The following is a 22,703-nucleotide window of genomic DNA, read 5'->3' as shown; positions in this document are numbered from 1 at the left end:
GAGTGAAGCGCGGTAGTTCTTGAGCAAGGACTCGCGTGCTTCACCCATCCTACGCCGCCAGAAATTCGCCGATCCTTTCCACCGCCTGCCGCAACGGCGGCAGGAACTCCTCCGTCAGCCGGTTCAGCGGCACCCGCGCCGCCTTGACGCTGACGTTGACCGCGCCGCAGGCCTTGCCGCTGGCCGAGCGCACCGCCACCGAGATGGCGCGCACGTTCAATTCCAGCTCCTGGTCGACGACGGCGTAGTCCTGTTCGCGGATGCGCGCGAGTTCGGCGCGCAGTTTTTCCTCGGTGACCAGCGTGAATTCCGTGTATGGCTGCAGCTCGGTCGCGGCGAAGTAGCGGGCCAGCGCGGGCTCCGGCAATTGCGCCAGCAGCACCCGCCCGATGGAGGTGCAGTACGCCGGCAGCCTGCTGCCCAGCCCCATCGAGGTGGCCAGCAGGCGAGTGACCTCGGAACGCGCCAGGTACAGCATTTCGTGGCCTTCCATGATGGCCAGGGCGCAGGTCTCGTTGATCGTGGCGCTGAGTTCTTCCAGTACCGGCTGCGCCAGCGAGACGAAGGGCGTGGACGAGAAATAGGCGTAGCCCAGGCCCAGGATGCGCGGCGTCAGCACATAGAGCCTGCCGTGTTGCTCGGCGATGCCCAACAGGATCAGCGTGTGCAGGCAGCGCTGCACCACGGCGCGCGGCAGGCCGGCGCGGCGGCTCAGTTCGGCCGCGGTCTGCGGATGGCGGCGCGTGCCGAAGGCGCGGATCACATGCAGGCCGCGCGCCAGCGTCAGCATGTAGTCCGGATCGCCGCGCAACTGGTCCGGATGATCTTCCGCCGCGAGCGGCGCGGCATAGCCGGGCGGGGGAAGATTGGGCCGCATCAGGCTGCGCGCAGTGGCGCGCCAGTGCGCGCCTGGAGGGCTGAGAGGGTCATGCCGTCGATCATATCCCGAACCAGCAGCCCGTCCGGCGTGATCTCGATGACGGCGAGGTCGGTATAGATGCGGTCCACCACGCCGGCGCCCGTCAGCGGATACGTGCAGCGTTCGACGATCTTGGGTTCGCCGCTCTTGCTGTTGTGTTCCATCATGATGTAGACGCTGCGCGCGCCCACCGCCAGGTCCATCGCGCCGCCCACGGCCGGCGCCTCCCCGGGTTTGGCCAGCGACCAGTTGGCCAGGTCGCCGTTGGCGGCAACCTGCATGCCGCCCATGACGCAGATATCCAGATGGCCGCCGCGCATCATCGCGAACGAATCCGCATGATGGAAATAAGCGCCGCCTTCGAGCAGGGTCACGGGCTGCTTGCCGGCGTTGATCAGGTCCAGGTTGATGTCGGCCTCGGCGGGCGGCGGGCCCATGCCCAGGACGCCGTTCTCGCTGTGCAGCACGATCTCGCGGCCGGCGGGCAGGTGGGCGGCCACCAGCACCGGCATGCCGATGCCCAGGTTGACATAGCTGCCGTCGGGGATGTCCCGGGCCAGGCGGCGCGCCATGGCCTCGCGGGTCAGGGGTTGGAACATGCGGACTCCTTTGGATTCGCCCAGCCCTAGCTGGAAAAGGCGGCGTTGGCCACCTGGGTGACGCGCTTGACGAAGATGCCCGGCGTCACCACGGCCTCGGGCGAGAGCTCGCCCAGCGCGACCCTGGCGCGCACCTGCACGATGGCGGTTTTGGCCGCCATGCACATGACGGGACCGAAGTTGCGCGCGCTTTTGTTGTAGGTGAGATTGCCCCAGCGGTCGGCCAGGTCGGCCTTCACCAGTGCAAAGTCGCCGTGCAAGGGATGTTCGAAGACATGGCCGCGGCCGTCGATCATGCGCGTTTCCTTGCCGCGCGCCAGTTCGGTGCCATAGGCCGTGGGCGTGTAGAACCCGCCCAGGCCGGCGCCGGCCGCCCGCAGGCGTTCGGCGATGGTGCCTTGCGGCACGCATTCCAGTTCGATGCGGCCCTGGCGGTAGAACTCGTCGAAGACCCAGGAGTGCGAGGCCTTGGGAAACGAGCAGATCACCTTGCGCACGCGCCCGGCCTTGATCAGCGCGGCCAGGCCGGTTTCGTGGTTGCCGGCGTTGTTGCTGACCACGGTGAGTTCGCGCGCGCCCTGCGCGATCAGCGCGTGGATCAGTTCGGTGGGCATGCCGGCGCCGCCGAAGCCGCTGATCAGCACGGTCGCGCCATCGTGGACGTCCGCAACGGCGGTTTCGGGAGTGTCGTAGAACTTGTCGATCATGGCGGGGCTCCTGCGCCTTCAGTCCAAGGTGATGCGGGCCTGCTTGATGATTCCGGCGTAGCGCGTCGAGTCCGTCTTCATCAGCTCCGCGAATTGCGCGGTGGTGCCGCTGGCCGGCAGGAAGCCCGCGTCCAGGAATTTCTGCCTGACGTCGGGCTCCTTGACGATCTCGCTGATCTCGCGCGCCATGCGCTCGATGACCGGCGCAGGCGTGCCGGCCGGCGCCATCAGGCCCGCCCACGAACCGGTGACGAAGCCGGGCAGGCCGGCTTCTTCCATGGTCGGGATCGAGGGCTCGGTCGGCCAGCGCTGCTTGCCGGTGAACGCCAGCGCCTTCAGCCGGTTCTGCTTGACGTACTGCATGGGCACGAGGATCGGGTCGAAGACCATCGATACGCGGCCGCCCAGCAGGTCGGCCAGGATGGGGGCGCTGCCTTTGTAGGCCACGTGCGTCATGGTGATCTTGCTTTGCAGCGCGAAGTCGGCGCCGGTCAAGTGCGCGCTGGAACCGTTGCCGCTGGAGGCATAGGTGAGCTTGTCCGGATTCTTGCGGCCGTAGTCGACCAGTTCGGCCACCGTCTTCACGGGTATGTCTTCGGCCACGAACAGGAACAGGGGCAGGTCCGCCATCTGCACCACGGGCGTCAGGTCGGCGGGCTTGTAGCCCAGCTTGTACAGATGGAAATTGATGATGTAGGCCGGAAGGATGGAAAGAAAGGTGTAGCCGTCCGGTTCCGCCTTCGCGGCGATGGCGGCGCCCACGCTGCTGTTGGCGCCGGGGCGGTTCTCGATGATGATGGTCTGCTTCAGACGCGGGCCGAGCTTGTCCATCACGATGCGCGTGACGATGTCGGTCGAGCCGCCCGGCGTGTACGGCACGATGATCTTGATCGGCTTGCTGGGCCAGTCATCCGCTGCGTGGACGCCGGCGCCGGCGGCCAGGCCGCCGGCCGCCAGGGCCGTGCCCAGCAGGGATTTGAGGATGCTGCGGCGGGACTGCAAGAGGCTTGCACGGGTCATGGGTTGGGTCTCCTCCATGAGTCGGCCGCTGGCGTAGTCGCGGCCGTTATTTTTGAGAGATCGCGGCGCCGGCAGCGGCGGGCCCGGGACGCGAAAAAAGTATGGCACCAAGGCAAGCGGCCATCGCGGGCTGGCAGGCGGATAAAGTTCGTTCACCGGACAGGTCTGCAACCTTCTGGAATCGCGGTCGGTACCCCGGGTTTCCACTAGGCTTCTTCGCGTTGTTCACGCCGTGGACATGCCTTAATCTGGCGGCCGGCCCAGTAAGGCAGGGCTCGGTTTCAACCGCAGCCGGCTTACAAGCCAGCGCGGCATCCATCTCAGGAGAAGCGATCATGAAGCGGTCCATCTTGTTTGCAGCCGGCGCCATTGCCCTGGCTTGCGCATCCCAGGCGGCGGTGGCGGGGCCCACCCTCGATGCCGTGAAGAAAAAAGGATTCGTGCAGTGCGGTCTGACCGACGGCGTATCCGGCTTTTCGGCCACCAACAGCAAGGGCGAATGGGAAGGCATGGACGTGGACATCTGTCGCGCGGTCGCGGCGGCGGTGTTCGGTGATCCGACCAAATTCAAGGGCACGCCGCTGTCCACCCAGCAGCGCTTCACGGCGTTGCAATCGGGCGAGGTGGATGTGCTGCTGCGCACCGTCACGCTGACGCAGACCCGCGACACCTCGCTGGGCCTGGCAGCCGTGGCGGCCAGCTTCTACGACGGTCAGGGCATCCTGGTGAACAAGAAGCTGGGCGTCAAAAGCGCCAAGGAACTCAACGGCGCCACGGTCTGCGTGCAGCCCGGCACCACCACGGAGCTCAACCTGGCCGACTGGTTCCGCACCAACAACATCGAGTTCAAGCCGGTGGTGATCGACAAGGTGACCGAGGTCGTGCGCGCCTTCGAGTCGGGCCGTTGCGACGCCTTCACCGACGACGCCTCGCAACTGGCCGCAGTGCGCGCCACGCAGGTCGCCAAGCCGGACGACTACGAAATCCTGCCGGAACGTTTCTCCAAGGAGCCGCTGGGTCCCATGGTGCGCCAGGGCGACGAGAACTGGCTGGGCATCGTGCGCTGGACGCTGTTCGCGCTGATGGAAGCCGAGGAGTACGGCATCACGCAGAAGAACGTCGATGAAATGCTCAAGAGCAACAACCCCAACATCGCCCGCATCCTGGGCGTGACGCCGGGCGCGGGCAAGAACATGGGGCTGGATGAGAAGTGGGCCTACAACGCCATCAAGGCAGTGGGCAATTACAGCGAAGTGTTCGAGCGCAACGTGGGCAAGGACAGCAAGCTTGGCCTGCAACGCGGCACCAATGCGTTGTGGAACAAGGGCGGCGCCATGTATCCCTGGCCGATCCGCTGAGGTTCGCGCCAGCCAGGGCGGCCCGGATTTCCGGGCCGTTTTTTTATGGCATCGCCACGCGATACGTTCGCACCGTATTACGGTACGCTATGCGCTTTCCACTGGACGCCCCAACGCGCCATGACGCAGACCCGAAACGCCGAGGATTCCCCACTGTTCATCGCCGCGCTGGCGCGCGGCGTCTCCGTCCTGCGCGCCTTCAGCGAGGGGCAGCCCGCCATGACCTTGCCAGAGCTGGCCGAAGCGACCGGGCTGAGCAAGAGTTCGGTGCAGCGCTTCACCCACACGCTGTGGACCCTGGGCTACCTGCGCAAGGATCCCTTGAGCAAGAAGTTCTCGCTGGGACCCTGGTCGCTGGAGCTGGGCATGAAGTACGTGCAGACCAGCCCGCTGGTGCTGGGCGGCAATCCCTTCCTGCACACGCTCAACCGCAACAGCCAGGAGACCTGCAGCCTGGCCGAGCCCGACGGCCTGGATATGGTGTACGTGGCGCGCTTTGCCACCCACAAGGAAATGTTCGTGAACATGCCGGTGGGCATGCGCCTGCCGCTGTACTGCACGGCGGCGGGCCGGGCGGTGCTGGCCAGGCTGGATCCCGCAGTCGCGCGCGATCTCCTGGAACGCTGCGACCGCAAGGCCTACACGGCCGCCACCATCACCGGCATGGATGAGCTCCAGGGCGAGTTGGAGTTTGCCCGGCGTCACGGGTATGCGCGCTCCAACGGCGAGTTCTATCCGGGCGACATCACGGTCAGCGCCGCGGTGCTGGATGCCGGCGGCACGCCAGTAGGGGCCGTCAACGTGTCGGTGCCGTCCAGCCGCTGGTCGTTCGAGCAGGCGCAGGCGGTGTTCGGTCCGCAAGTGGTGGAAACGGCGCACGCCATCAGCGCGTCGCGCACCTTGGGGCGGTCGCGCCCCTTCTATGAAATGGAGCCGCCGGGCGGCGCCCTGCGCGACGCGATGCCGCTCGCGGGCGACGAGGCCTGATTCCAGTGCACGCGGGGCGCAGGCGCGCCAGGCTAGCGTGCTTGCTATTCTTACTAATTTAGTCGGATATAGAACCGCCGATTAGGGGAAACTCCCTAATTGGCCGGTTGCTTGTACGCACGCTACTCTTATTTCGACACGATCATATCGCACAGCGATTTGATCGAATCTAAATAGTGATCCCAGCCTAGTTCATGGCAGCGGTCGTCACACAGGAGCCGAGTTGTGCAGCAGCCAGCCGAAGTCTGTTTTCATCCCGTCGCCGGGTTCATGGGCCTGCCCGCCGTCCGCGCCGCCGGTACGGGCGCGGCGCGCGCCTGCGTGGTCGGCATTCCATTCGATTGCGGCACGCATCCGTTCCGCGTCGGTTCGCGCCAGGGGCCGGACGCGATTCGGGAGCAGTCCAGGCTGCTGCGGCCGGTGGACATCTTCCGGCGCCACGGCATCGACAACCCGCCGGAATTCCTGCGCGCCATCGACGTGGGCAACGTGGCCTGCCATCCGGGCGATCCGGACGCGTCCTATCCGCTGATCGAGGCCGGCATCGGCGCCATCCTGGACTCGGGCGCGATTCCGATCTCCATGGGAGGCGACGGCGCGGTCACCTTGCCGCAGCTGCGCGCCGTGGCGCGCCGCCATCCGGATTTCGTTGTGCTGCATTTCGATTCGCACACCGACACCTATCCCATCCCCGGCTACAACACCGCCACCACGTTCACGCGCGCCGCCGAAGAAGGGCTGCTGGACGTGGCCTCCAGCTTTCACGTCGGCACGCGCGGCAGCTCCTTCATGCCGGGCGTGCTGGAGTTCGGCCGCGAGGTCGGCTACACGATCCTGCCTTATGACGACTTCGACCAGGACCAGAAGGGCGCGCTGGCCGACATTAAGCAGCGCATCGGCGAGCGTCCGGTGTACCTGTGCTTCGACATGGACATCTTCGATCCCTCCTGCGCGCCGGGCGTGTGCACGCCGGAGTGGGGTGGGCTCACGGCCAAGGAAGGGCTGGCGCTGTTGCGCCAGCTCGCGGGCCTGAACTTCGTGGCATTCGACGTGAACACCGTGTCGCCGCCGCAAGACGTGCAGGGGGCCACGGCCTTCCTGGCAGCCACCGTCATGCAGGAATTCTGCGCGCTGGCGGCGGTCGCGGTGCAGCAGTATCCGCAGGGGCGTCCGGCCTGAGCCGGGTTCACCACGCCGACAACTTCATCCAAGGGGAAAACGATGAAACTCAAATCCATTCTGCTGGGCCTGGCTGTCGCCGGCCTGCTGGCTCAGGGCGGCGCGCAGGCGCGCACGCTGGACGAGATCCGCGCGGATCAGAGCCTGAATGTGGTCACCACGGCGTCCGCGCCGCCGCACGGCTTCAAGAATCCGAAGTCGAACCAGCTGGAGGGCATCATGGTGGACGTGGCCGCGGCCGTGGCCAAGCACTTGAAGGTGTCGGACAAGCTGTCCGATGTGCCGTTCTCCGGCCTGATTCCCACGCTGACCTCGGGCCGCGCCGACGTGATGTCCGCGCCGCTCTTCATCACAGAGGAACGCGCCCGCGCCATCGATTTTTCGGCGCCGGTCTATGAATGGGGCGAGGGCGTCGTGGTCAGCGACAAGGCTGATAAGAAATACGCCAAGTTCGAAGACATGAAGGGCCAGCGTGTGGGCGTGCTGGTGGACTCGGTGCAGTTCAACATGATCAAGGACATGCCCGGCACCAAGGTGTCCACGTACCAGGACTATTCCACGCTGCTGGCCGACGTGCGCGCCGGCCGCATCGACCTGGGCATCGTCGACCCGCCCAGCATCATCTACCAGATCAAGACCAAGAACATCCCGGGCGTGAAGCTGGACACGGGCTACCAGCCGCAACGCAAGTGGCAGGTGGGCATGGCGGTGCAGAAGGGCAACGCCGCGCTGCTGGAGGCGGTCAACGGCGCGCTGGCGCAGATGAAGCAGAACGGCGAGCTTGCCGCCATCGGGCAGAAGTGGGGCGTGGCCGACCTGATGAGCAAATGACGCCGCACCGGCACGGATAAGGAGTACGACTTGGATCTCGCGACCCTGCGCATGTACCTGACCCCCCTGGCCGAGGGCACCGTCTGGACCCTGGCGCTGTTTTTCTGTTCGGCATTCCTGGCGGTGGCCCTGGGCCTGGTCGTCTGTCTGTGCCGCCTGTCGCCGTCGCGGCTGCTCAGCCGCGGCGCGCGTTTCTACATCGATGTGATACGAGGCACGCCGCTGCTGCTGCAGCTGTTCTACATCTACTACGGCCTGCCCGAGATGGGCGTGGTCATCAATGGCTTCGTCGCCGGCGTGCTGGGGCTGACGCTGAACTTCGGCGCCTATCTGGCCGAACTGTTCCGCAGCGGCATCCAGTCGGTGGACAGCGGCCAGTACGAGGCGGCGCGCGCGCTGGGCCTGGGCAAAGTGCAGCGGCTGCGCCGCATCGTATTGCCGCAGGCGCTGCGCACCGTGTTCCCGGCGCTGGGCAACTACGCGCTGGTGCTGATCAAGGAGACCTCGCTGGTGGCCGTCATCAGTGTCTACGAGTTGATGCGCGCGGGCGAAATGCTGGCGGGCGCCACCTTCCAGGCGCTGACCGTCTACACCATGGTGGGCGTCATCTACTTCGCCATGTGCAGCGTGCTGTCCTACGTGTTCCGCCGTTCCGAAAAGCGCCTGACCGTGCCGGGCTACTGGAGCGGCGCGGGCGAAAACCATGACATTTCCAAGGCCTGATGCGATGGATGGATTGAACTATGCCGCCCCTATCATCACGATGCAGGGCGTTTGTAAATGGTATGGCGACTTCAAGGTGCTGGACGAACTGGCGCTGGAGGTGCTGCCGGGAGAAAAGCTGATCCTGTGCGGGCCGTCCGGTTCCGGCAAGTCGACCACCATCCGGCTCTTGAACCGGCTCGAGGAACACCAGCAAGGCCGCATCGTGGTCGACGGCATCGAACTGAACGACGACCTGAAGAACATCGAGCGCATCCGCGCCGAGGTCGGCATGGTGTTCCAGCACTTCAACCTGTTTCCGCACCTGACCGTGCTGGACAACTGCACGCTGGCGCCGATGCTGGTGAAGGGCGTGCCGCGCGAGGAAGCCGAGGCCCGCGCCATGGAATACCTGGAGCGCGTCAAGATCCCGCAACACGCCGCCAAGTATCCGGGCCAGTTGTCCGGCGGCCAGAAGCAGCGCGTGGCGATCGCGCGGGCGCTGTGCATGCGGCCCAAGATCATGCTGTTCGACGAGCCCACCTCGGCGCTGGATCCCGAAATGGTCAAGGAAGTGCTGGACACCATGGTGGCGCTGGCCCGCGACGGCATGACCATGGTCTGTGTGACGCATGAAATGGGTTTCGCGCGCGAAGTCGGCGACCGCGTGGTCTTCATGGACCAGGGCGCCATCGTCGAGGCCGACACGCCGGACAATTTCTTCCGCGCGCCGCGCACCGAACGCGCGCAGGCCTTCCTGGGGCAGATACTGGGTTGACCGGGTCCTTCAAATTCCGTTTGGCGGAACCTGTGGAATGGTTCCATGACGGCGGCCTGAAATGGCTCTAGCCGGTTTCGGCTACGCTACCTATCATGCATGTCACGCGGGCGCGCATGCGCCCATGCACCGCCAATGGAAAATGATCAGGGAAAAACGATGAACGGCGCTGATAGTCTTTGCGATACCTTGTTGGCCAACGATGTGGACGTTTGCTTCGCGAACCCCGGCACATCGGAAATGCACTTTGTCGCGGCATTGGATCGCAAACCGAAGATGCGTTGCGTGCTGGGCCTGTTCGAAGGCGTGGTGACGGGCGCGGCCGACGGCTATGCGCGCATGGCTGACAAGCCCGCGGCCACGCTGCTGCACCTGGGGCCGGGGTTGGGCAACGGCCTGGCCAACCTGCACAACGCCAAACGCGCCCGCACGCCCATGGTCAACATCGTGGGCGACCACGCCACCTATCACGTCCAATACGACGCGCCGCTGACCAGCGACGTCGAAGGCGTCGCGCGTCCGATGTCGCATTGGGTCAAGCGCACCACCAAGGCCGCCGACCTGTCCGCCGACGCCGCCGAAGCCGTGGGCGTGGCGCGCCGCTCGCCGGGCAACATCGCCACGCTGATCCTGCCCGCCGACGCGGCCTGGACGGACCTGCCCGACAATACTGCGCCGGTGCTGGCCAAGAGCGAGGCCCTGGCCCAGACCTCGGCCGAGGCGGTGCGCGCGGCGGTTGCCGCGATCCGCTCGGGTGAAGTCACGACGTTGATGCTGGGCGGTTCCGCGCTGCGCGAGCGCGCGCTGAACGCCGCCGGCCGCATCGCGCGCGCCACCGGCGTGCGGCTGGTGTCGGAAACCTCAAACCGCCGCATCGAACGCGGCGGCTCGCGTACCCCGGTGGACCGCCTGCCGTATCCGATCGACCTGGCGGTGGCCAAGCTGAAGGACATACGCCATCTGGTGCTGGTCGGGGCGAAAGCGCCTGTCGGCTTTTTCGCCTATCCCGGCAAGCCCAGCCTGCTGGCGCCGCCCGATTGCCAGCAGGTGGTGCTGGGCACGCCCGAGCAGGACCTGGCGCATGCGCTGGAGTGGCTGGCCGACGAGCTCGGCATCGCCCAGGACGCGCCGCGCCTGGCCGCCGCTCCCGCCAGCTACGAGGTGCCGCAGTCCGGCAAGCTGACCGGCGCCGCCGTCAACATCCTGGTCGCACACCATCTGCCGGAGCAGGCCATCGTCTGCGACGAGTCCATCACCCAAGGCCGCGAATTCCCCCTCTACAGCGTCAACAGCGCGCCGCACGATTGGCTCATGCTGACGGGCGGCGCCATCGGCATCGGCCTGCCCCTGGCGACCGGCGCCGCCGTCGCCTGCCCGGACCGCAAGGTCGTCACCCTGCAAGCCGACGGCAGCGGCATGTACACCTTGCAGGCGCTGTGGACGCAAGCGCGCGAGAACCTGGATTGCCTGACGGTGATCCTGGCCAACCGTTCCTATGCCACGCTGCACGGCGAAATGAAGAACGTGGGCGTGCAGGAACCCGGACGCAACGCTCGCCGCATGCTGGACCTGGAGGAACCGTACCTGGACTGGACGCATCTGGCGCGCGGCATGGGCGTGGAAGCGGTCAGCGTGGATACGGTGGAAGGATTCGCGCGCGCGCTGCAGGAAGGCCTGAAGCGCCGCGGCCCGTTCCTGATCGAAGCGGTGATCTAAACCCCCAGATAGCGCGTCAGCTGCTCGGGCTGCCGGGCCAGCGACGCGCTGTCGCCGTCTTGCACGATCTGGCCTTTTTCCATCACCAGGCAGCGGTCGGTGTGTTCCAGCACCGCCCGGTAATTGCGGTCCACGATCAGCGTGGACATGCCGCTGGCGCGGATCTGCCGGATGATTTTCCAGATTTCGGCCACGATCAGCGGCGCCAGCCCCTCGGTGGCCTCGTCCAGGATCAGCAGTTCGGGATTGGTCATCAGGGCCCGGCCGATGGCCAGCATTTGCTGTTCGCCCCCCGATAGCTGCTGGCCGCCATGCCCCAGACGTTCCCGCAGGCGCGGAAATACTTCCAGCACGCGGGCGTAGGTCCAGTCCTGGCGGCCGTCGCGGCCGGCGCGCGCGGCCACCTGCAGGTTCTCTCGCACGTTCAGGTTGGGAAAGATGCCGCGCCCTTCGGGCACGTAGGCCAGGCCCATGCGGGCGATGGCGTGCGGCTGCGCGCGGGTGCAGTCGCGGCCGTCCACGCGCACGCTGCCATGGGCGCTTCTGACGTGGCCCATCAGGCTGCGGATCAGCGTGGTCTTGCCCATGCCGTTGCGGCCCACCAGGCCTACGGATTCTCCTGGCGCGATATGCATGTCTATGCCGCGCAGCACGTGGCTGGCGCCGTAATAGACGTGCAGGCCGCCCGTTTCGATCAATGCGGTCATACGCTGGCTCCATGGCTGTCTTCGCCCAGGTAGGCGGTGCGCACGTCCGGGTTGGCGCGGATCGCGGCGGGCGTGCCGCTGGCGATGGCGGCGCCGTTGACCATGACGGTAATGGTCTCGGCAACGCGGAAGACCGCGTCCATGTCATGCTCCACCAGCAGGATGGCGTGGCCGGGCTTGAGCGCGTCCAGCAGCTCCAGGATGCGGTCGGTTTCCTCGGGACCCATGCCGGCCAGGGGTTCGTCCAGCAGCAGCACTTGCGGCTCGCCCGCCAGGCACATGGCGATCTCCAACTGGCGCTTGCGGCCATGCGGCAGCAGCCCGGCCTCGCGCGCGGCGTCATCGGCCAGGCCGGTGCGTTCCAGCGCGTGGCGCGCCAGCTCGGCGCTGTGGCGGCATTCCGTGGCCGAGCGCCACCAGTGCCAGAAGCGCTGGCGGCGCGCCTGCGCGGCCAGCCTGCAGTTCTCGAACACGCTCAGTTCGGGAAAGATGGTGGACCGCTGGTAGCTGCGGCCCAGGCCCGCGCGGGCCCGGTCGGGCTGGCGCCAGGTCGTGATGTCGCGCCCGCCCAGCATGACCTGGCCGCTGCTGGGCGCGAGTTCGCCCGAAAGGATGTTGATCAGCGTGGACTTGCCCGCGCCGTTGGTGCCGATGACGGCGTGGACCTGGCCGCGCTGCAATTGCAGCGACACGCCGTTCACCGCCATCAGGCCGCCGAAGCGGCGCGTGACCGCGCTTGCGGCAAGCAGGACCTCAGACATGGGGCTCTCCCTGGATGGGCAGGCGGGCGGAGGCGGGCTGGCGGCCGGCATGGGCAGCATCCGGTTTGGGCGCGGCGCGGGCGGCGTCTACGCCAGCGCCGGGTAGGCGCGCCGCGCGCCGTTGGCGCAGTTGCGCCGGCAGTCCCGCCAGGCCATTGGGCAGCAAGGCCACCAGCGCGATGATGGCGATGCCCAGCGGCAGGTGCCAGTGGCGCGCGTATTCGCCGAAAATCTCCTGCGACTGGAATAGTTCCTGCAGCAGCACCAGCGCCAGGGTGCCCAGCACCGCCCCGCCCAGGCTGCCCATGCCGCCCAGGATCACCATCAGCAGCACCAGGCCGGATTGTTCCCAGGCCAGCAGCTCGGGCGTGACGAAGCCGTCCTTCAGGGCGAACAGAAAGCCCGCCAGGCTGGCCAGCGTGGCGCCGATGACATAGGCGGCCAGCTTGTACGGATAGGTGGAATAGCCGGCCGCGCGCATGCGCTGTTCGTTGATGCGGATGCCGGCCAGCGCGGCGCCGAAGGGCGAACGCCGCAGCAGCGCCAGGAAGCCCCAGGTCAGCGCCAGGCAGGCCAGCACGAAGAAGTAGAAGGTCCGGGCATCGCCCAGGTCGAACGGCAGCCAGCCGCCCAGGGACAGCTCGGGCCGGAAGTACAGGTAGATGCCGTCGCTGCCGCCGCCGATCTTCGTGTCGTGGAACACGTAGTAGGCCATCTGCGAGAAGGCCAGCGTCACCATGATGAAGTACACGCCGCGGGTGCGCAGCGCCAGCGCGCCGGTCGCCAGCGCATAGGCTGCGGCGGCGAGCAGGGCGGCCGGCAGCAGCCACCACAGGCCGGCGGCCTCCGATTCCGGCGACAGCAGCGCCGCCACGTAGGCGCCGATGCCGAAGAAGGCGGCGTGGCCCAGGCTGACCAGTCCCGCGCCGCCCACCAGCAGCTGCAGGCTGAGCGCGAAGATCGCATAGATCATGATCTTGATCGCCAGGCCGGTGTAGTAGTCGCTGCCGCTCCAGGAAAAGGCGGCCAAAGCCAGCAGCGCCGCAATGGGCAAGAGTCGGTTCAACATGGTCAGCCCTGCTTGAACAGCCCTTCGGGCTTGCAAAGAAGTATGAAGGCCATCAGCAGGTACACCAGCACGCCCGCCGCGGACGGGAACAGCACCTGGCCGAAGGTTTCCACCACGCCCACCAGCATCGCGGCCAGGAAGGCGCCGCGGATCGAGCCGATGCCGCCGATCACCACCACCACGAAGCAGATGATGAGCACGCCGTTGCCCATGCCGGGGTAGACCGAGGACACCGGCGCGGCGATGCTGCCCGCCAGGGCCGCCAGCGCCACGCCCGCCGCGAACACCAGGCGGTAGAGCTTGTTGATGTCTATGCCCAGCGATCCGATCATCTCGCGGTTGCTGGCGCCGGCCCGCAGCATCATGCCCAGCCGCGTGCGCGTGATGACCCAGTACAGCAGCAGCGCCACCGCGATGCCGACGGCCGAGATGAACAGCCGGTAGACCGGATAGGTCATGACGTCGCCCAGCGCGATGCTGCCCTGCAGCCAGGTGGGCAGGGGCACGCCGTGCACGTCATTGCCCACCAGGATGCTGCGCAGCTCTTCGAACACCAGGATCAGGCCGTAGGTCATCAGCACCTGCTGCAAGTGGTTGCGCTTGTACAGGTAGCTGAAGAACGCGGCTTCCAGCAGGTAGCCCAGGGCGCCGGCCGCCAGCACGCAGACCGCCAGCGTGGCCAGGAAGCCGCCGCCCAGCCAGCGGTCGACGGCCGGTCCCAGCGCAAACGCCATGTACGCGCCGATCATGTAGAAACTGCCGTGGGCAAGATTGATGATGCCCATGATGCCGAAGATCAGCGTGAGTCCGCTGGCCACCAGGAACAGCAGCAAGCCGTACTGGAAAGCGTTCAGGCTCTGGATGAGCAGGATGCTGATGTCCATGGGGCCTCCCTGTGGCGGATTGTGGTCAGAGCTTGCAGCCGCGGGCCGGATCGGCCAGCTTCTTCACGGCGACATCCACGACCTTGTTTTCCAATCCGTCGACGCGGCGCAGGTAGATGTCCTGCACGGGGTTGCCCGCGCTGGACAGCGTGAAGGGGCCGCGCGGGCTGTCCACCGTGGCGCCGCGCATGGCCTTGCGGAAGTCTTCCTTCTTGGCGAAGTCGCCCTTCACCGCGGCCAGGCCCGACTGCATCAGCTGCGCCGCGTCATAGCCCTGCACCGCGTAGACGTCCGGCTGCGCCTTGTAGGCCTTGCTGTAGTCGGCGCGGAAGGCGTTGTCGCGCGGCGTGTTCAGGCCGTCGGCATAGTGCAGCGTGGTCAGCAGGCCTTGCGCCGAAGCGCCCTGGGCCTCCAGCGTGCCGTCGGTCAGGAAGCCCGAGCCATACAGCGGGATGGTCTTGCCCAGGCCAGCGGCATGGTAGTCCTGCACGAACTTCACGGCGCCGCCGCCCGCAAAGAACGTGAACACCATGTCGGGCTTGAGCGCCGCGATCTCGGTCAGCAGCGGCTGGAATTCCACGTTGGGAAACGGCAGGCTCAGTTCCTTCACGACCTTGCCGCCGGCCTTCTCGAAGCCCTCCTTGAAGCCGCCGATGGCCTCGTCGCCGGCCGCATATTTCCAGGTGATGGTGACGGCCGTCTTGTGGCCCTTGGCAAAGGCCACCGGACCCATGGCGTACGCAGGCTGCCAATTGGTGAACGAGGTGCGGAAGATGCCCGGGCCGCACAGCGGGCCGGTGATGGCGTTGGCGCCCGCGTTGGTCACGATCAGCGTGGTGTCGGCATCCTTGGCGGCCTTGGCCAGCGCCATCGCCACGCCCGAGTGCACGGTGCCGATCAGCACGTCCACCTGGTCGCGCTTGATCAGGCGGTTGGCGTTTTCGGCGGCCTTGGCGGGGTTGGACTCGTCGTCCACCTTGAAATATTCGATCTCGCGTCCGCCCAGCTTGCCGCCTTGCTCCGCGACATACAGCTTGAAGCCGTTCTCGATGGCGTTGCCCAGCGCGGCATAGGTGCCGCTGTAGGGCAGCATGAAGCCGACCTTGATCTTGTCGGCGGCCTGGGCGCCGGTGGCGGCGAGCGTCAGAGCCGCGGCGAGCGCAGCCCGGGTCAGGGCGTGGTTCATGGTTAGTCTCCGTGCTTGTTATGGGCCGACGCGGGGTCAGCGGGGTTGTGCCAGGCCGCCGACGAAACCGGCGACGGCCTGGATAACGCGGGCCGGCTGATCCTTGTGCGCCGAGTGGCCGCAGTCGGGCAGTTCCAGCAGTTCGGTCTGGGGCGCGAGCCGGCGTATGCCGCGGATCTGCGCCAAGGTGCCGTATTCGTCGTCCACGCCCTGGATCGCCAGCACCGGACAGGCGATGCGGGACAGGTAGTCGTCCAGATTCCAGCGGCGGAAAGCCGGATCCAGCCAGATGTCGTTCCAGCCCCAGAACGCCGAATCCGGGTCCGCGTGATAGCGCCCCAGCCGGGCGCGCAGGTCCGTGTCCAGGTAGGCTTGACGCGCCTGCGCGATGCTGGCGACCGATACGTCTTCGACCAGGATATGGGGCGCGGCGGCGACCACGCCGGCGACGGCGTCCGGATGCATCGCCGCATACAGCAGGGCGATCGAGCCGCCGTCGCTGTGGCCGAACAGCGCCGGCTTGTCGCGCCTGGCGTCCACGCCCAGTGCGCGCAGCAGCGCGGGCAGCACGTCGCGCGCCTCGATGTGCATGAAGTCCGCCGGCCGCTTTTCTGCGTGCGGCCGCGGTGTCGACAGTCCGTAGCCGTAGCGCGAGTACACCAGTCCGCGGCAACCGGCTGCCTCGCAGACGCGTAGTGGCCAGTCCTTCCACATGGCCACGGAGCCCAGCCCTTCGTGCAGAAATATCAGCAGCGGGGCGCCGGGGCGATCGACCCCGATCCACTGGCATTCCAGCCGCAGGTCTCGTCCGCCGGCATGGAAGTCGGCGAACACGGTCTCGGCCACGGCACAGGCGTTCATAGCGTGGCCTCTTCCAGCTGACGCAGGCGGAAGCGCTGTATCTTCCCGGTGGCCGTCTTGGGCAGTTCTTCCGTGAAATTGATCTGGCGCGGATACTTGAACGGCGCCAGATGCTGCTTCACGTAGTTCTGCAGCGCGGCCCCGGTCTGCGCGTCGGGTTCGAAGCCGGGGCGCAGCACCACATAGGCCTTGGTCTTGACCAGACCGTCGTGGTCCGGCACGCCGATCACGGCCGCTTCCAGCACGGCCTCGTGCTGCACCAGGATGTTCTCGACCTCCACCGGCGACACGTACTGGCCGCTGACCTTGATCATGTCGTCGCTGCGCCCGGCGTAGGTGTAGTAGCCGTCCGCGTCGCAGGTGTATTTGTCGCCGCTCTTGAGCCAATCGCCCAGGAAGCACTGGCGCGTCTTGTCGCGGTTGTTCCAGTACATCAGCGCCGCGCTGGGACCCTTGATGTAGAGGTCGCCGATGGCGCCGGGTGGCACCAGGGCGCCGTTCTCGTCGCGCAGCTGCACCTCATAGCCCGGCACGGGCTTGCCGGTGGTGCCGTAGCGCAGCTGCCCGGTCTGGTTGGAAATGAAGATGTGCAGCATCTCGGTGGAGCCGATGCCGTCCAGGATCTCGCAGCCGAAGTGGCGCGTGTAGCGTTCGCCGATGTCGCGCGGCAGCGCTTCGCCGGCGGACGTGCAGATGCGCATGGCGACCCGTTCGCGCGCCGGCAGGTCGGGCGAGGCCAGCATGCTGGCATACAGCGTGGGCACGCCGTAGAACACGGTGGGCCGGTGCTGCGTCAGGCGCTTGAAGACCGCCTGCGGCGTGGGGCGTTCGCCCATCAGGATCACGGTCGCGCCCACCGACAGCGGGAAGGTCAGGCCGTTGCCCAGGCCGTAGGCGAAGAACAGCTTGGCGGCCGAGAACACCACGTCGTCCTCGCGTATGCCGAGCACGGGCTTGGCATAGAGTTCGGCCGTGTGCCAGAGATTGCCGTGGGTGTGGACCACGCCCTTGGGCTTGCCGGTGGAGCCGGACGAATACAGCCAGAACGCAATCTCGTCGGACAGGGTGCGCGCCGCCGGCGCCAGCGGCGCGGCGGCCAGCAGCGTTTCGAATTCGCGCGCGCCCTCGGGCAACGGGCCGGCGGGCTGCGACACCACCAGGTGCTCGACGTCGGCGGGGGCCTGCGCCAGCGCGGCCTGCACCACGGGCAGCAAGGCGCCCGATGCGAACACGGCGCGTACGCGGCTGTGGCCGATGATGTAGGCGTAGTCGTCGGCGGTGAGCAGGGTGTTCACGGCCACCGGCACCACGCCCGCATGCAGCGCGCCTAGAAACACTACCGGCCAATCGACGGTGTCCTGCATCAGCAGCAGGATGCGCTCCTCGCGCCGCAGGCCCAGTTGGCGCAGCGCGCCGGCCATGCGCGCCACCCGTTCCGCCAGTTCGCCGTAGCTGATCTGGCGCGTGTCGTCGATGTAGGCTGGCTTGGCTGCGCGCGGCGCATTCAGCGCCGCCAGGTGGCTGGCGAAGTTGAGTTCGGCGGGACAGGCGTTCACGGTTGTCTCCTGATGTCCTGTGGGGTGGAAGCCGCGCTATGTGTTTTTTTCTGGCGGCGGGGCGGGCGCTAGGACCGCGTGAAATCGATGGCGCCGCCCGGCAGCAGGTACAGCACCAGCGCGCGGCCGCCGCTCACGGTTGGGCTGTGCGCGCTGCCGGGGCCGTAGACCAGCCAGCCGGCGCCGTGGCCGTCGAAGCTGGCGCCTTCGGTCAGCGGCATGATCATGTCGATCTCGCCATTGGGGTGCGCGTGGTGCGGACCGGCAAGATCGTTCATGTCCACCACGTCCACCGAGCAGTCCGCCAGGTCGGGCGCCGGCTTGATGACGCGGCCGTAGCGGATGCCGCCGGCTTCCCGGCTGCACATCCAGCCCTCGGCCACGCCCTGCCTGCAGGTGGCGTATATCTCCTGGAACAGGGCGCTTTGCGGACCGGCCTCGCGGTTCAGGCTTTCCTGCAGCGCCGCGTCCAGCGGCTGGCCTTGCGTCAGGCGCGTGACCTCGCGCATCAGGGCATGGAATTGATCAGGCGTACTCACCGGGCTCCTCCTTTACACTGTCGGCGCTTCAGAATCGACATGAAATCGACTGCTGCTTTTTTGCACATGAGGCGCTTTGGACTGATTGAATGGAAAAATAGTGCTTCCATTGATTATGGTCAAGCACTATAGTGCATAAAACGTGGTAATCAGGGTTTTTGCGGAGTCACGTAAACATGAATCAAGCGCTAGACGCGGCGCCATCCGAACCCAGGCGGGAAGCGTTCCTGGTGGCCTTGGGCGAGCGGGTGCGCCGCCTGCGGGCCATACGCGGCATGACCCGCAAAGGCCTGTCGCAGGTGACAGGCGTATCGGAACGCCACCTGGCCAATCTGGAACATGGGGTGGGCAATGCGTCCATCCTGGTGCTGCTGCAGATTGCCCGAGCCTTCAACTGCGCACTGGCCGAACTGGTGGGCGACGTCACCACCGAATCGCCCGACTGGCTGCTGATCCGCGAGCTGCTCAGCGGCCGCACGGAATCCGACCTGCAGCGCGCGCGCGAGGCCCTGACCCAGCTGTTCGGCGTAGGGGCGGGGGCGCAGCGTCCCAACCGCACGCAGCGCGTGGCGCTGATCGGCCTGCGCGGCGCGGGCAAGTCCACGCTGGGCCAGATGCTGGCCGATGACCTGGGCTACCCCTTCGTGGAGCTGAACCGCGAGATCGAGCGCGTGGCCGGGTGCAGCATCCTGGAGATCCACAATCTGTACGGCCCCAACGCCTACCGCCGCTACGAACGGCGGGCGCTGGAAGAGGCCGTGCAGATCTACCCGGAAATGGTGCTGGCCACGCCGGGCGGGCTGGTGTCCGAGCCCGCCACCCTGAACCTGTTGCTGGCGCATTGCTACACGGTATGGCTGCGCGCCACCCCCGAGGAGCACATGGGCCGGGTCATGGCGCAGGGCGATTTCCGTCCCATGTCGGGTAACAACGAGGCCATGGCCGACCTCAAGCGCATCCTGGCCGGGCGCGAAGCCTTCTACGCCAAGGCCGATCTCACGTGGGTCACCAGCAACCTGGACGTGCAGGAAAGCTTTGCCGGCCTGCGCACCCAGGTACGCAAGGCCTGCGGCCTGCCGCTATAGGCGGATTCGATGCCGGTCAGGCCGGCAATATGCATTTTTATGCATGCCCCGCTTGACGGGGCTTTTTTTGTCCTCTAATCTGCACAATAATTCATGTAGTGCAGTATTTTTCCTGTTTCGGCAGGCGTTCGAGGAGACACACTATGAGCAGCACCCTCAACCGGGTTGATTTCCGGACCGACCCCGAGCAGTACCGCCACTGGCGCCTGAGCTTCGACGGCCCGGTCGCCACGCTGGCCATGGATGTTGCCGAGGACGGCGGCCTGCGTCCCGGCTACAAGCTCAAGCTGAATTCCTACGACCTGGGCGTGGACATCGAATTGCATGACGCCTTGCAGCGTATCCGCTTCGAACACCCGGAAGTGCGCACCGTGGTCGTCACCAGCATGAAGGACCGGATCTTCTGTTCCGGCGCCAATATTTTCATGCTGGGCCTGTCCTCGCACGCCTGGAAGGTGAACTTCTGCAAGTTCACCAACGAAACCCGCAACGGCATTGAAGATTCCAGCCGCCACAGCGGCCTGAAGTTCATCGCCGCGCTCAACGGCGCCTGCGCCGGGGGCGGCTACGAGCTGGCGCTGGCCTGCGACGAGATCATGCTGATCGACGACCGCTCGTCCGCGGTCGCGCTGCCCGAGGTGCCGCTGCTGGGCGTGCTGCCCGGCACCGGCGGCCTGACCCGCGTGACCGACAAGCGCCGCGTGCGCCACGACCACGCCGACATCTTCTGCACCCTGGTCGAAGGCGTGCGCGGCCAGCGCGCCAAGGACTGGCGCCTGGTGGACGACGTGGTCAAGCCGGCCCGTTTCGAGGAGGCCGTGCGCGAACGCGCGCAGGCGCTGGCGCAGGGCAGCGACCGCCCGGCGGGCGAGCAGGGCATCGCGCTGACGCCGGTGCAGCGCACGGAAAGCGCCGACGGCCTGTCCTACCGCTATGTGGATATCCAACTGGACCGCGACAGGCGCCAGGCCACCTGGACGGTGCGCGCGCCCGAGGGCGCGGTGCAGACCGAACTGCAGGACATAGTCGCGGCCGGCGCGGCCTGGTGGCCGCTGCAGATGGCGCGCGAACTGGACGACGCCATCCTGTCGATGCGCACCAACGAGCTGGACATCGGCACCTGGATCATCAAGACCGAAGGCGATGCCGCGCTGGTGCTGGCTGCCGATGCCGCTCTGCAGCAGCATGCTGACCACTGGTTCGTGCGCGAAACCGCCGGCATGCTGCGCCGCACGCTGGCGCGCCTGGACGTGACCTCGCGCAGCCTGTTCGCGCTGATCGAGCCGGGTTCCTGCTTTGCCGGCACCCTGCTCGAACTGGCGCTGGCCGCCGACCGCAGCTACATGCTGGACAACGAAGACGAATCCGCGCCCGCGCAGATCGTGGTGGGCGAACGCAATTTCGGCGCCTATCCGCTGGTCAACGGCCAGAGCCGCCTGCAGCGCCGCTTCTACGAAGAAGAAGCGCCCTTGGAAGCGGTGCGCGCGCGCGCCGGCCAGCCGCTGTCGGCCACCGATGCGCTGGATCTGGGCCTGATCACCTATGCGCCGGACAACATCGATTGGGACGACGAGGTGCGCATGATGCTGGAGGAGCGCCGCGCGCTGTCGCCCGACGCCCTGACCGGACTGGAAGCCAACCTGCGCTTCGGCGGACAGGAAACGATGGAGACCCGCATCTTCGGCCGCCTCACCGCCTGGCAGAACTGGATCTTCAATCGCCCCAACGCCGCCGGCGACAAGGGCGCGCTCAAGCTCTACGGCAAGGGCGAGCAAGCCGCATTCGACTGGAACCGGGTCTGACGGCCCCGCGACACCGCGCCGCGCGACCGCGGCCATCCCAAAGAACAGGAGCGAGACATGTCTGGCATCAACTACACCGATAAGATCCCCAACAACGTCAATCTGTCCGGCGACCGCACCTTGCAGCGCGCGCTGGAACACTGGCAGCCCAACTACCTGCAGTGGTGGCAGGACATGGGGCCAGACGGCTCCCATGGTTTCGACGTCTACTTGCGCACGGCGGTCAGCGTGCAGCCTGACGGCTGGGCGCACTTCGATCACGTCAAGATGCCGGACTACCGTTGGGGTATCTTCCTGGCGCCGCAGGACGGGCAGCGCAAGATCCACTTCGGCGAGAACATGGGCCGCGACGTCTGGCAGGACGTGCCCGGCGAGCACCGCGCCAACCTGCGCCGCATCATCGTCACGCAGGGCGATACCGAGCCGGCCTCGATCGAACAGCAGCGCCACCTGGGCCTGACCGCGCCCTCGCAGTACGACTTGCGCAACCTGTTCCAGATCAACGTCGAGGAAGGCCGCCACCTGTGGGCCATGGTCTACCTGCTGCATCGCTATTTCGGCCGGGATGGCCGCGAAGAGGCGGACGCGCTGTTGCAGCGCAGCTCAGGGGATTCCGACAACCCGCGCATCCTGGGCGCGTTCAACGAGAAGACGCCTGATTGGCTGGCCTTCTACATGTTTACCTACTTCACCGACCGCGACGGCAAGTTTCAGCTGTGCGCGCTGGCGGAGTCCAGCTTCGATCCGCTGGCGCGCACCACCAAGTTCATGCTGACCGAGGAGGCGCACCACATGTTCGTGGGCGAATCCGGCATTTCTCGCGTCATCCAGCGCACCTGCGAGGTCATGAACCAGTTGAAGACCGATGACCCGGCCAGCGTGCGCGCGGCTGGCGTGATCGACCTGCCCACCATCCAGCGCTACCTGAACTTCCACTACAGCGTCACCATCGACCTGTTCGGCGCGGACCAGTCGTCCAACGCCGCCATCTTCTACGGCTCGGGCCTGAAGGGCCGCTATGAAGAAGGCAAGCGCACCGACGACCATCAGCTGAAGAACGACACCTATCGCGTGCTGACCGTGGAAAACGGCAAGCTGCGCGAGATCGAGGTGCCGATGCTGAACGCCCTGAACGAAGTGCTGCGCGACGACTTCATCCGCGACTCGGTCGCTGGCATCGGCCGCTGGAACAAGGTCATCGAAAAGAGCGGCTTGCCGTTCCGCCTGCAAGTGCCGCACAAGGCCTTCAACCGCCAGATCGGCACGCTGGCCGGCATCCGCATGTCGCCCGAAGGCGAGATCCTGTCCGAATCGCAATGGCAGGCCAACAGCCACAAATGGCTGCCCACGCCCGAGGATCGCGCCTTCGTCGCGTCGTTGATGGGCCGCGTCACCGAGCCGGGCAAGTTCGCCAACTGGATCGCGCCGCCCGTCATGGGCGTCAACCGACAGCCGGT

22 protein-coding genes are annotated in these 22,703 nt (G+C 66.8%); 10 read left to right on the top strand and 12 right to left on the bottom strand.

The window, feature by feature from the left end; genetic code table 11:
• Nucleotides 1-49: 49 nt before the first annotated feature.
• Genes N5C88_RS19540 through N5C88_RS19525 form a run of 4 tightly spaced genes read right to left on the bottom strand, consistent with a single transcriptional unit; the run spans nt 50 to nt 3,245 of the window.
• Nucleotides 50-877 carry an IclR family transcriptional regulator C-terminal domain-containing protein gene (locus N5C88_RS19540; protein WP_118932780.1) on the bottom strand — a complete coding sequence of 276 codons (828 nt, stop codon included), beginning with the start codon at nt 875-877 and terminating at the stop codon, nt 50-52.
• A complete protein-coding gene (locus tag N5C88_RS19535; protein ID WP_280016046.1) occupies nt 877-1,518 on the bottom strand; it encodes a 3-oxoacid CoA-transferase subunit B in 642 nt (213 codons plus the stop codon). Before N5C88_RS19535 ends, N5C88_RS19540 begins: the two co-directional genes overlap by 1 nt.
• A gap of 26 nt (nt 1,519-1,544) precedes the next feature.
• Nucleotides 1,545-2,225: a 3-oxoacid CoA-transferase subunit A gene (locus N5C88_RS19530; RefSeq protein ID WP_280016045.1), complete on the bottom strand. Its 681-nt coding sequence runs from the start codon at nt 2,223-2,225 to the stop codon at nt 1,545-1,547.
• Nucleotides 2,226-2,243: 18 nt separating this feature from the next.
• Entirely contained in the window at nt 2,244-3,245 is a 1,002-nt protein-coding gene (locus N5C88_RS19525) for a tripartite tricarboxylate transporter substrate binding protein (RefSeq protein ID WP_280016043.1), read from the bottom strand.
• Nucleotides 3,246-3,580: 335 nt separating this feature from the next.
• Here N5C88_RS19525 and N5C88_RS19520 point away from each other — a divergent pair, with 335 nt between their 5' ends.
• The 7 genes from N5C88_RS19520 (at nt 3,581) to N5C88_RS19490 (ending at nt 10,796) form a co-directional block, all read left to right on the top strand.
• Entirely contained in the window at nt 3,581-4,603 is a 1,023-nt protein-coding gene (locus N5C88_RS19520; RefSeq protein ID WP_118932778.1) for an amino acid ABC transporter substrate-binding protein, read from the top strand.
• 120 nt (nt 4,604-4,723) lie between these two features.
• Complete coding sequence (locus N5C88_RS19515) at nt 4,724-5,590, top strand: IclR family transcriptional regulator (RefSeq protein WP_059380200.1); 867 nt, start codon at nt 4,724-4,726, stop codon at nt 5,588-5,590.
• A 270-nt stretch (nt 5,591-5,860) separates the two neighbouring features.
• Entirely contained in the window at nt 5,861-6,769 is a 909-nt protein-coding gene (locus tag N5C88_RS19510) for an arginase family protein (RefSeq protein ID WP_059380213.1), read from the top strand.
• A 42-nt stretch (nt 6,770-6,811) separates the two neighbouring features.
• Entirely contained in the window at nt 6,812-7,600 is a 789-nt protein-coding gene (locus tag N5C88_RS19505) for an ABC transporter substrate-binding protein (RefSeq protein WP_059380199.1), read from the top strand.
• Nucleotides 7,601-7,630: 30 nt separating this feature from the next.
• Nucleotides 7,631-8,323 (top strand): amino acid ABC transporter permease, encoded by a 693-nt coding sequence (locus N5C88_RS19500; protein WP_059380198.1) that lies wholly within the window; start codon nt 7,631-7,633, stop codon nt 8,321-8,323.
• A 4-nt stretch (nt 8,324-8,327) separates the two neighbouring features.
• Nucleotides 8,328-9,080 carry an amino acid ABC transporter ATP-binding protein gene (locus tag N5C88_RS19495; protein ID WP_059380197.1) on the top strand — a complete coding sequence of 251 codons (753 nt, stop codon included), beginning with the start codon at nt 8,328-8,330 and terminating at the stop codon, nt 9,078-9,080.
• A 159-nt stretch (nt 9,081-9,239) separates the two neighbouring features.
• Nucleotides 9,240-10,796, top strand: a complete 1,557-nt coding sequence (locus N5C88_RS19490; RefSeq protein WP_280016042.1) for an acetolactate synthase large subunit — start codon at nt 9,240-9,242, stop codon at nt 10,794-10,796.
• Here N5C88_RS19490 and N5C88_RS19485 read toward each other — a convergent pair.
• From N5C88_RS19485 to N5C88_RS19450, 8 genes are all read right to left on the bottom strand, one after another.
• A complete protein-coding gene (locus N5C88_RS19485; RefSeq protein WP_118932777.1) occupies nt 10,793-11,503 on the bottom strand; it encodes an ABC transporter ATP-binding protein in 711 nt (236 codons plus the stop codon). The two genes, N5C88_RS19490 and N5C88_RS19485, sit on opposite strands and share 4 nt — an antisense overlap.
• Nucleotides 11,500-12,264: an ABC transporter ATP-binding protein gene (locus tag N5C88_RS19480; RefSeq protein ID WP_280016041.1), complete on the bottom strand. Its 765-nt coding sequence runs from the start codon at nt 12,262-12,264 to the stop codon at nt 11,500-11,502. Before N5C88_RS19480 ends, N5C88_RS19485 begins: the two co-directional genes overlap by 4 nt.
• Entirely contained in the window at nt 12,257-13,333 is a 1,077-nt protein-coding gene (locus tag N5C88_RS19475; protein WP_280016040.1) for a branched-chain amino acid ABC transporter permease, read from the bottom strand. The genes N5C88_RS19480 and N5C88_RS19475 overlap by 8 nt, the downstream gene beginning before the upstream one ends.
• 2 nt (nt 13,334-13,335) lie before the next feature.
• Nucleotides 13,336-14,217, bottom strand: coding sequence for a branched-chain amino acid ABC transporter permease (locus tag N5C88_RS19470; protein ID WP_280016039.1), 882 nt, complete (start codon nt 14,215-14,217; stop codon nt 13,336-13,338).
• Between the two features lie 25 nt (nt 14,218-14,242).
• On the bottom strand, nt 14,243-15,403 hold the full coding sequence (locus N5C88_RS19465) for an ABC transporter substrate-binding protein (protein WP_059380192.1): 1,161 nt from the start codon (nt 15,401-15,403) through the stop codon (nt 14,243-14,245).
• Between the two features lie 36 nt (nt 15,404-15,439).
• Nucleotides 15,440-16,264: an alpha/beta hydrolase gene (locus N5C88_RS19460; protein WP_280016037.1), complete on the bottom strand. Its 825-nt coding sequence runs from the start codon at nt 16,262-16,264 to the stop codon at nt 15,440-15,442.
• Nucleotides 16,261-17,820 (bottom strand): benzoate-CoA ligase family protein, encoded by a 1,560-nt coding sequence (locus N5C88_RS19455; RefSeq protein ID WP_280016036.1) that lies wholly within the window; start codon nt 17,818-17,820, stop codon nt 16,261-16,263. The genes N5C88_RS19460 and N5C88_RS19455 overlap by 4 nt, the downstream gene beginning before the upstream one ends.
• A 68-nt stretch (nt 17,821-17,888) precedes the next feature.
• Nucleotides 17,889-18,359: a DUF4863 family protein gene (locus tag N5C88_RS19450; protein WP_118932772.1), complete on the bottom strand. Its 471-nt coding sequence runs from the start codon at nt 18,357-18,359 to the stop codon at nt 17,889-17,891.
• 176 nt (nt 18,360-18,535) lie between these two features.
• On the opposite strand from N5C88_RS19450, the gene N5C88_RS19445 reads away from it, so the two are divergent.
• From N5C88_RS19445 to boxB, 3 genes are all read left to right on the top strand, one after another.
• Nucleotides 18,536-19,444: a helix-turn-helix transcriptional regulator gene (locus N5C88_RS19445; RefSeq protein WP_059380188.1), complete on the top strand. Its 909-nt coding sequence runs from the start codon at nt 18,536-18,538 to the stop codon at nt 19,442-19,444.
• A gap of 143 nt (nt 19,445-19,587) precedes the next feature.
• The gene (gene boxC / locus N5C88_RS19440) at nt 19,588-21,246 is read left to right on the top strand and encodes a 2,3-epoxybenzoyl-CoA dihydrolase (protein WP_059380187.1); all 1,659 of its coding nucleotides are present in this window, start codon (nt 19,588-19,590) and stop codon (nt 21,244-21,246) included.
• 57 nt (nt 21,247-21,303) lie between these two features.
• A partial coding sequence (boxB, locus tag N5C88_RS19435) for a benzoyl-CoA 2,3-epoxidase subunit BoxB (RefSeq protein ID WP_280016035.1) occupies nt 21,304-22,703 on the top strand: 1,400 nt, incomplete at its 3' end.

The organism is Achromobacter sp. GD03932 (genome assembly GCF_029839485.1).
Lineage (GTDB): Bacteria > Pseudomonadota > Gammaproteobacteria > Burkholderiales > Burkholderiaceae_B > Achromobacter > Achromobacter bronchisepticus_A.
Note: the sequence above shows the minus strand (reverse complement) of the source record. Positions and strands in the feature narration are given on the sequence as shown.

Bases quoted from the DNA above. Each gene is read 5' to 3' on its own strand.
- N5C88_RS19540 (WP_118932780.1), bottom strand. From the start codon at position 877: ATGCGGCCCAATCTTCCCCCGCCCGGCTATGCCGCGCCGCTCGCGGCG.
- N5C88_RS19535 (WP_280016046.1), bottom strand. From the start codon at position 1,518: ATGTTCCAACCCCTGACCCGCGAGGCCATGGCGCGCCGCCTGGCCCGG.
- N5C88_RS19530 (WP_280016045.1), bottom strand. From the start codon at position 2,225: ATGATCGACAAGTTCTACGACACTCCCGAAACCGCCGTTGCGGACGTC.
- N5C88_RS19525 (WP_280016043.1), bottom strand. From the start codon at position 3,245: ATGACCCGTGCAAGCCTCTTGCAGTCCCGCCGCAGCATCCTCAAATCC.
- N5C88_RS19520 (WP_118932778.1), top strand. From the start codon at position 3,581: ATGAAGCGGTCCATCTTGTTTGCAGCCGGCGCCATTGCCCTGGCTTGC.
- N5C88_RS19515 (WP_059380200.1), top strand. From the start codon at position 4,724: ATGACGCAGACCCGAAACGCCGAGGATTCCCCACTGTTCATCGCCGCG.
- N5C88_RS19510 (WP_059380213.1), top strand. From the start codon at position 5,861: ATGGGCCTGCCCGCCGTCCGCGCCGCCGGTACGGGCGCGGCGCGCGCC.
- N5C88_RS19505 (WP_059380199.1), top strand. From the start codon at position 6,812: ATGAAACTCAAATCCATTCTGCTGGGCCTGGCTGTCGCCGGCCTGCTG.
- N5C88_RS19495 (WP_059380197.1), top strand. From the start codon at position 8,328: ATGGATGGATTGAACTATGCCGCCCCTATCATCACGATGCAGGGCGTT.
- N5C88_RS19490 (WP_280016042.1), top strand. From the start codon at position 9,240: ATGAACGGCGCTGATAGTCTTTGCGATACCTTGTTGGCCAACGATGTG.
- N5C88_RS19485 (WP_118932777.1), bottom strand. From the start codon at position 11,503: ATGACCGCATTGATCGAAACGGGCGGCCTGCACGTCTATTACGGCGCC.
- N5C88_RS19480 (WP_280016041.1), bottom strand. From the start codon at position 12,264: ATGTCTGAGGTCCTGCTTGCCGCAAGCGCGGTCACGCGCCGCTTCGGC.
- N5C88_RS19475 (WP_280016040.1), bottom strand. From the start codon at position 13,333: ATGTTGAACCGACTCTTGCCCATTGCGGCGCTGCTGGCTTTGGCCGCC.
- N5C88_RS19470 (WP_280016039.1), bottom strand. From the start codon at position 14,217: ATGGACATCAGCATCCTGCTCATCCAGAGCCTGAACGCTTTCCAGTAC.
- N5C88_RS19465 (WP_059380192.1), bottom strand. From the start codon at position 15,403: ATGAACCACGCCCTGACCCGGGCTGCGCTCGCCGCGGCTCTGACGCTC.
- N5C88_RS19460 (WP_280016037.1), bottom strand. From the start codon at position 16,264: ATGAACGCCTGTGCCGTGGCCGAGACCGTGTTCGCCGACTTCCATGCC.
- N5C88_RS19445 (WP_059380188.1), top strand. From the start codon at position 18,536: ATGAATCAAGCGCTAGACGCGGCGCCATCCGAACCCAGGCGGGAAGCG.
- boxC (WP_059380187.1), top strand. From the start codon at position 19,588: ATGAGCAGCACCCTCAACCGGGTTGATTTCCGGACCGACCCCGAGCAG.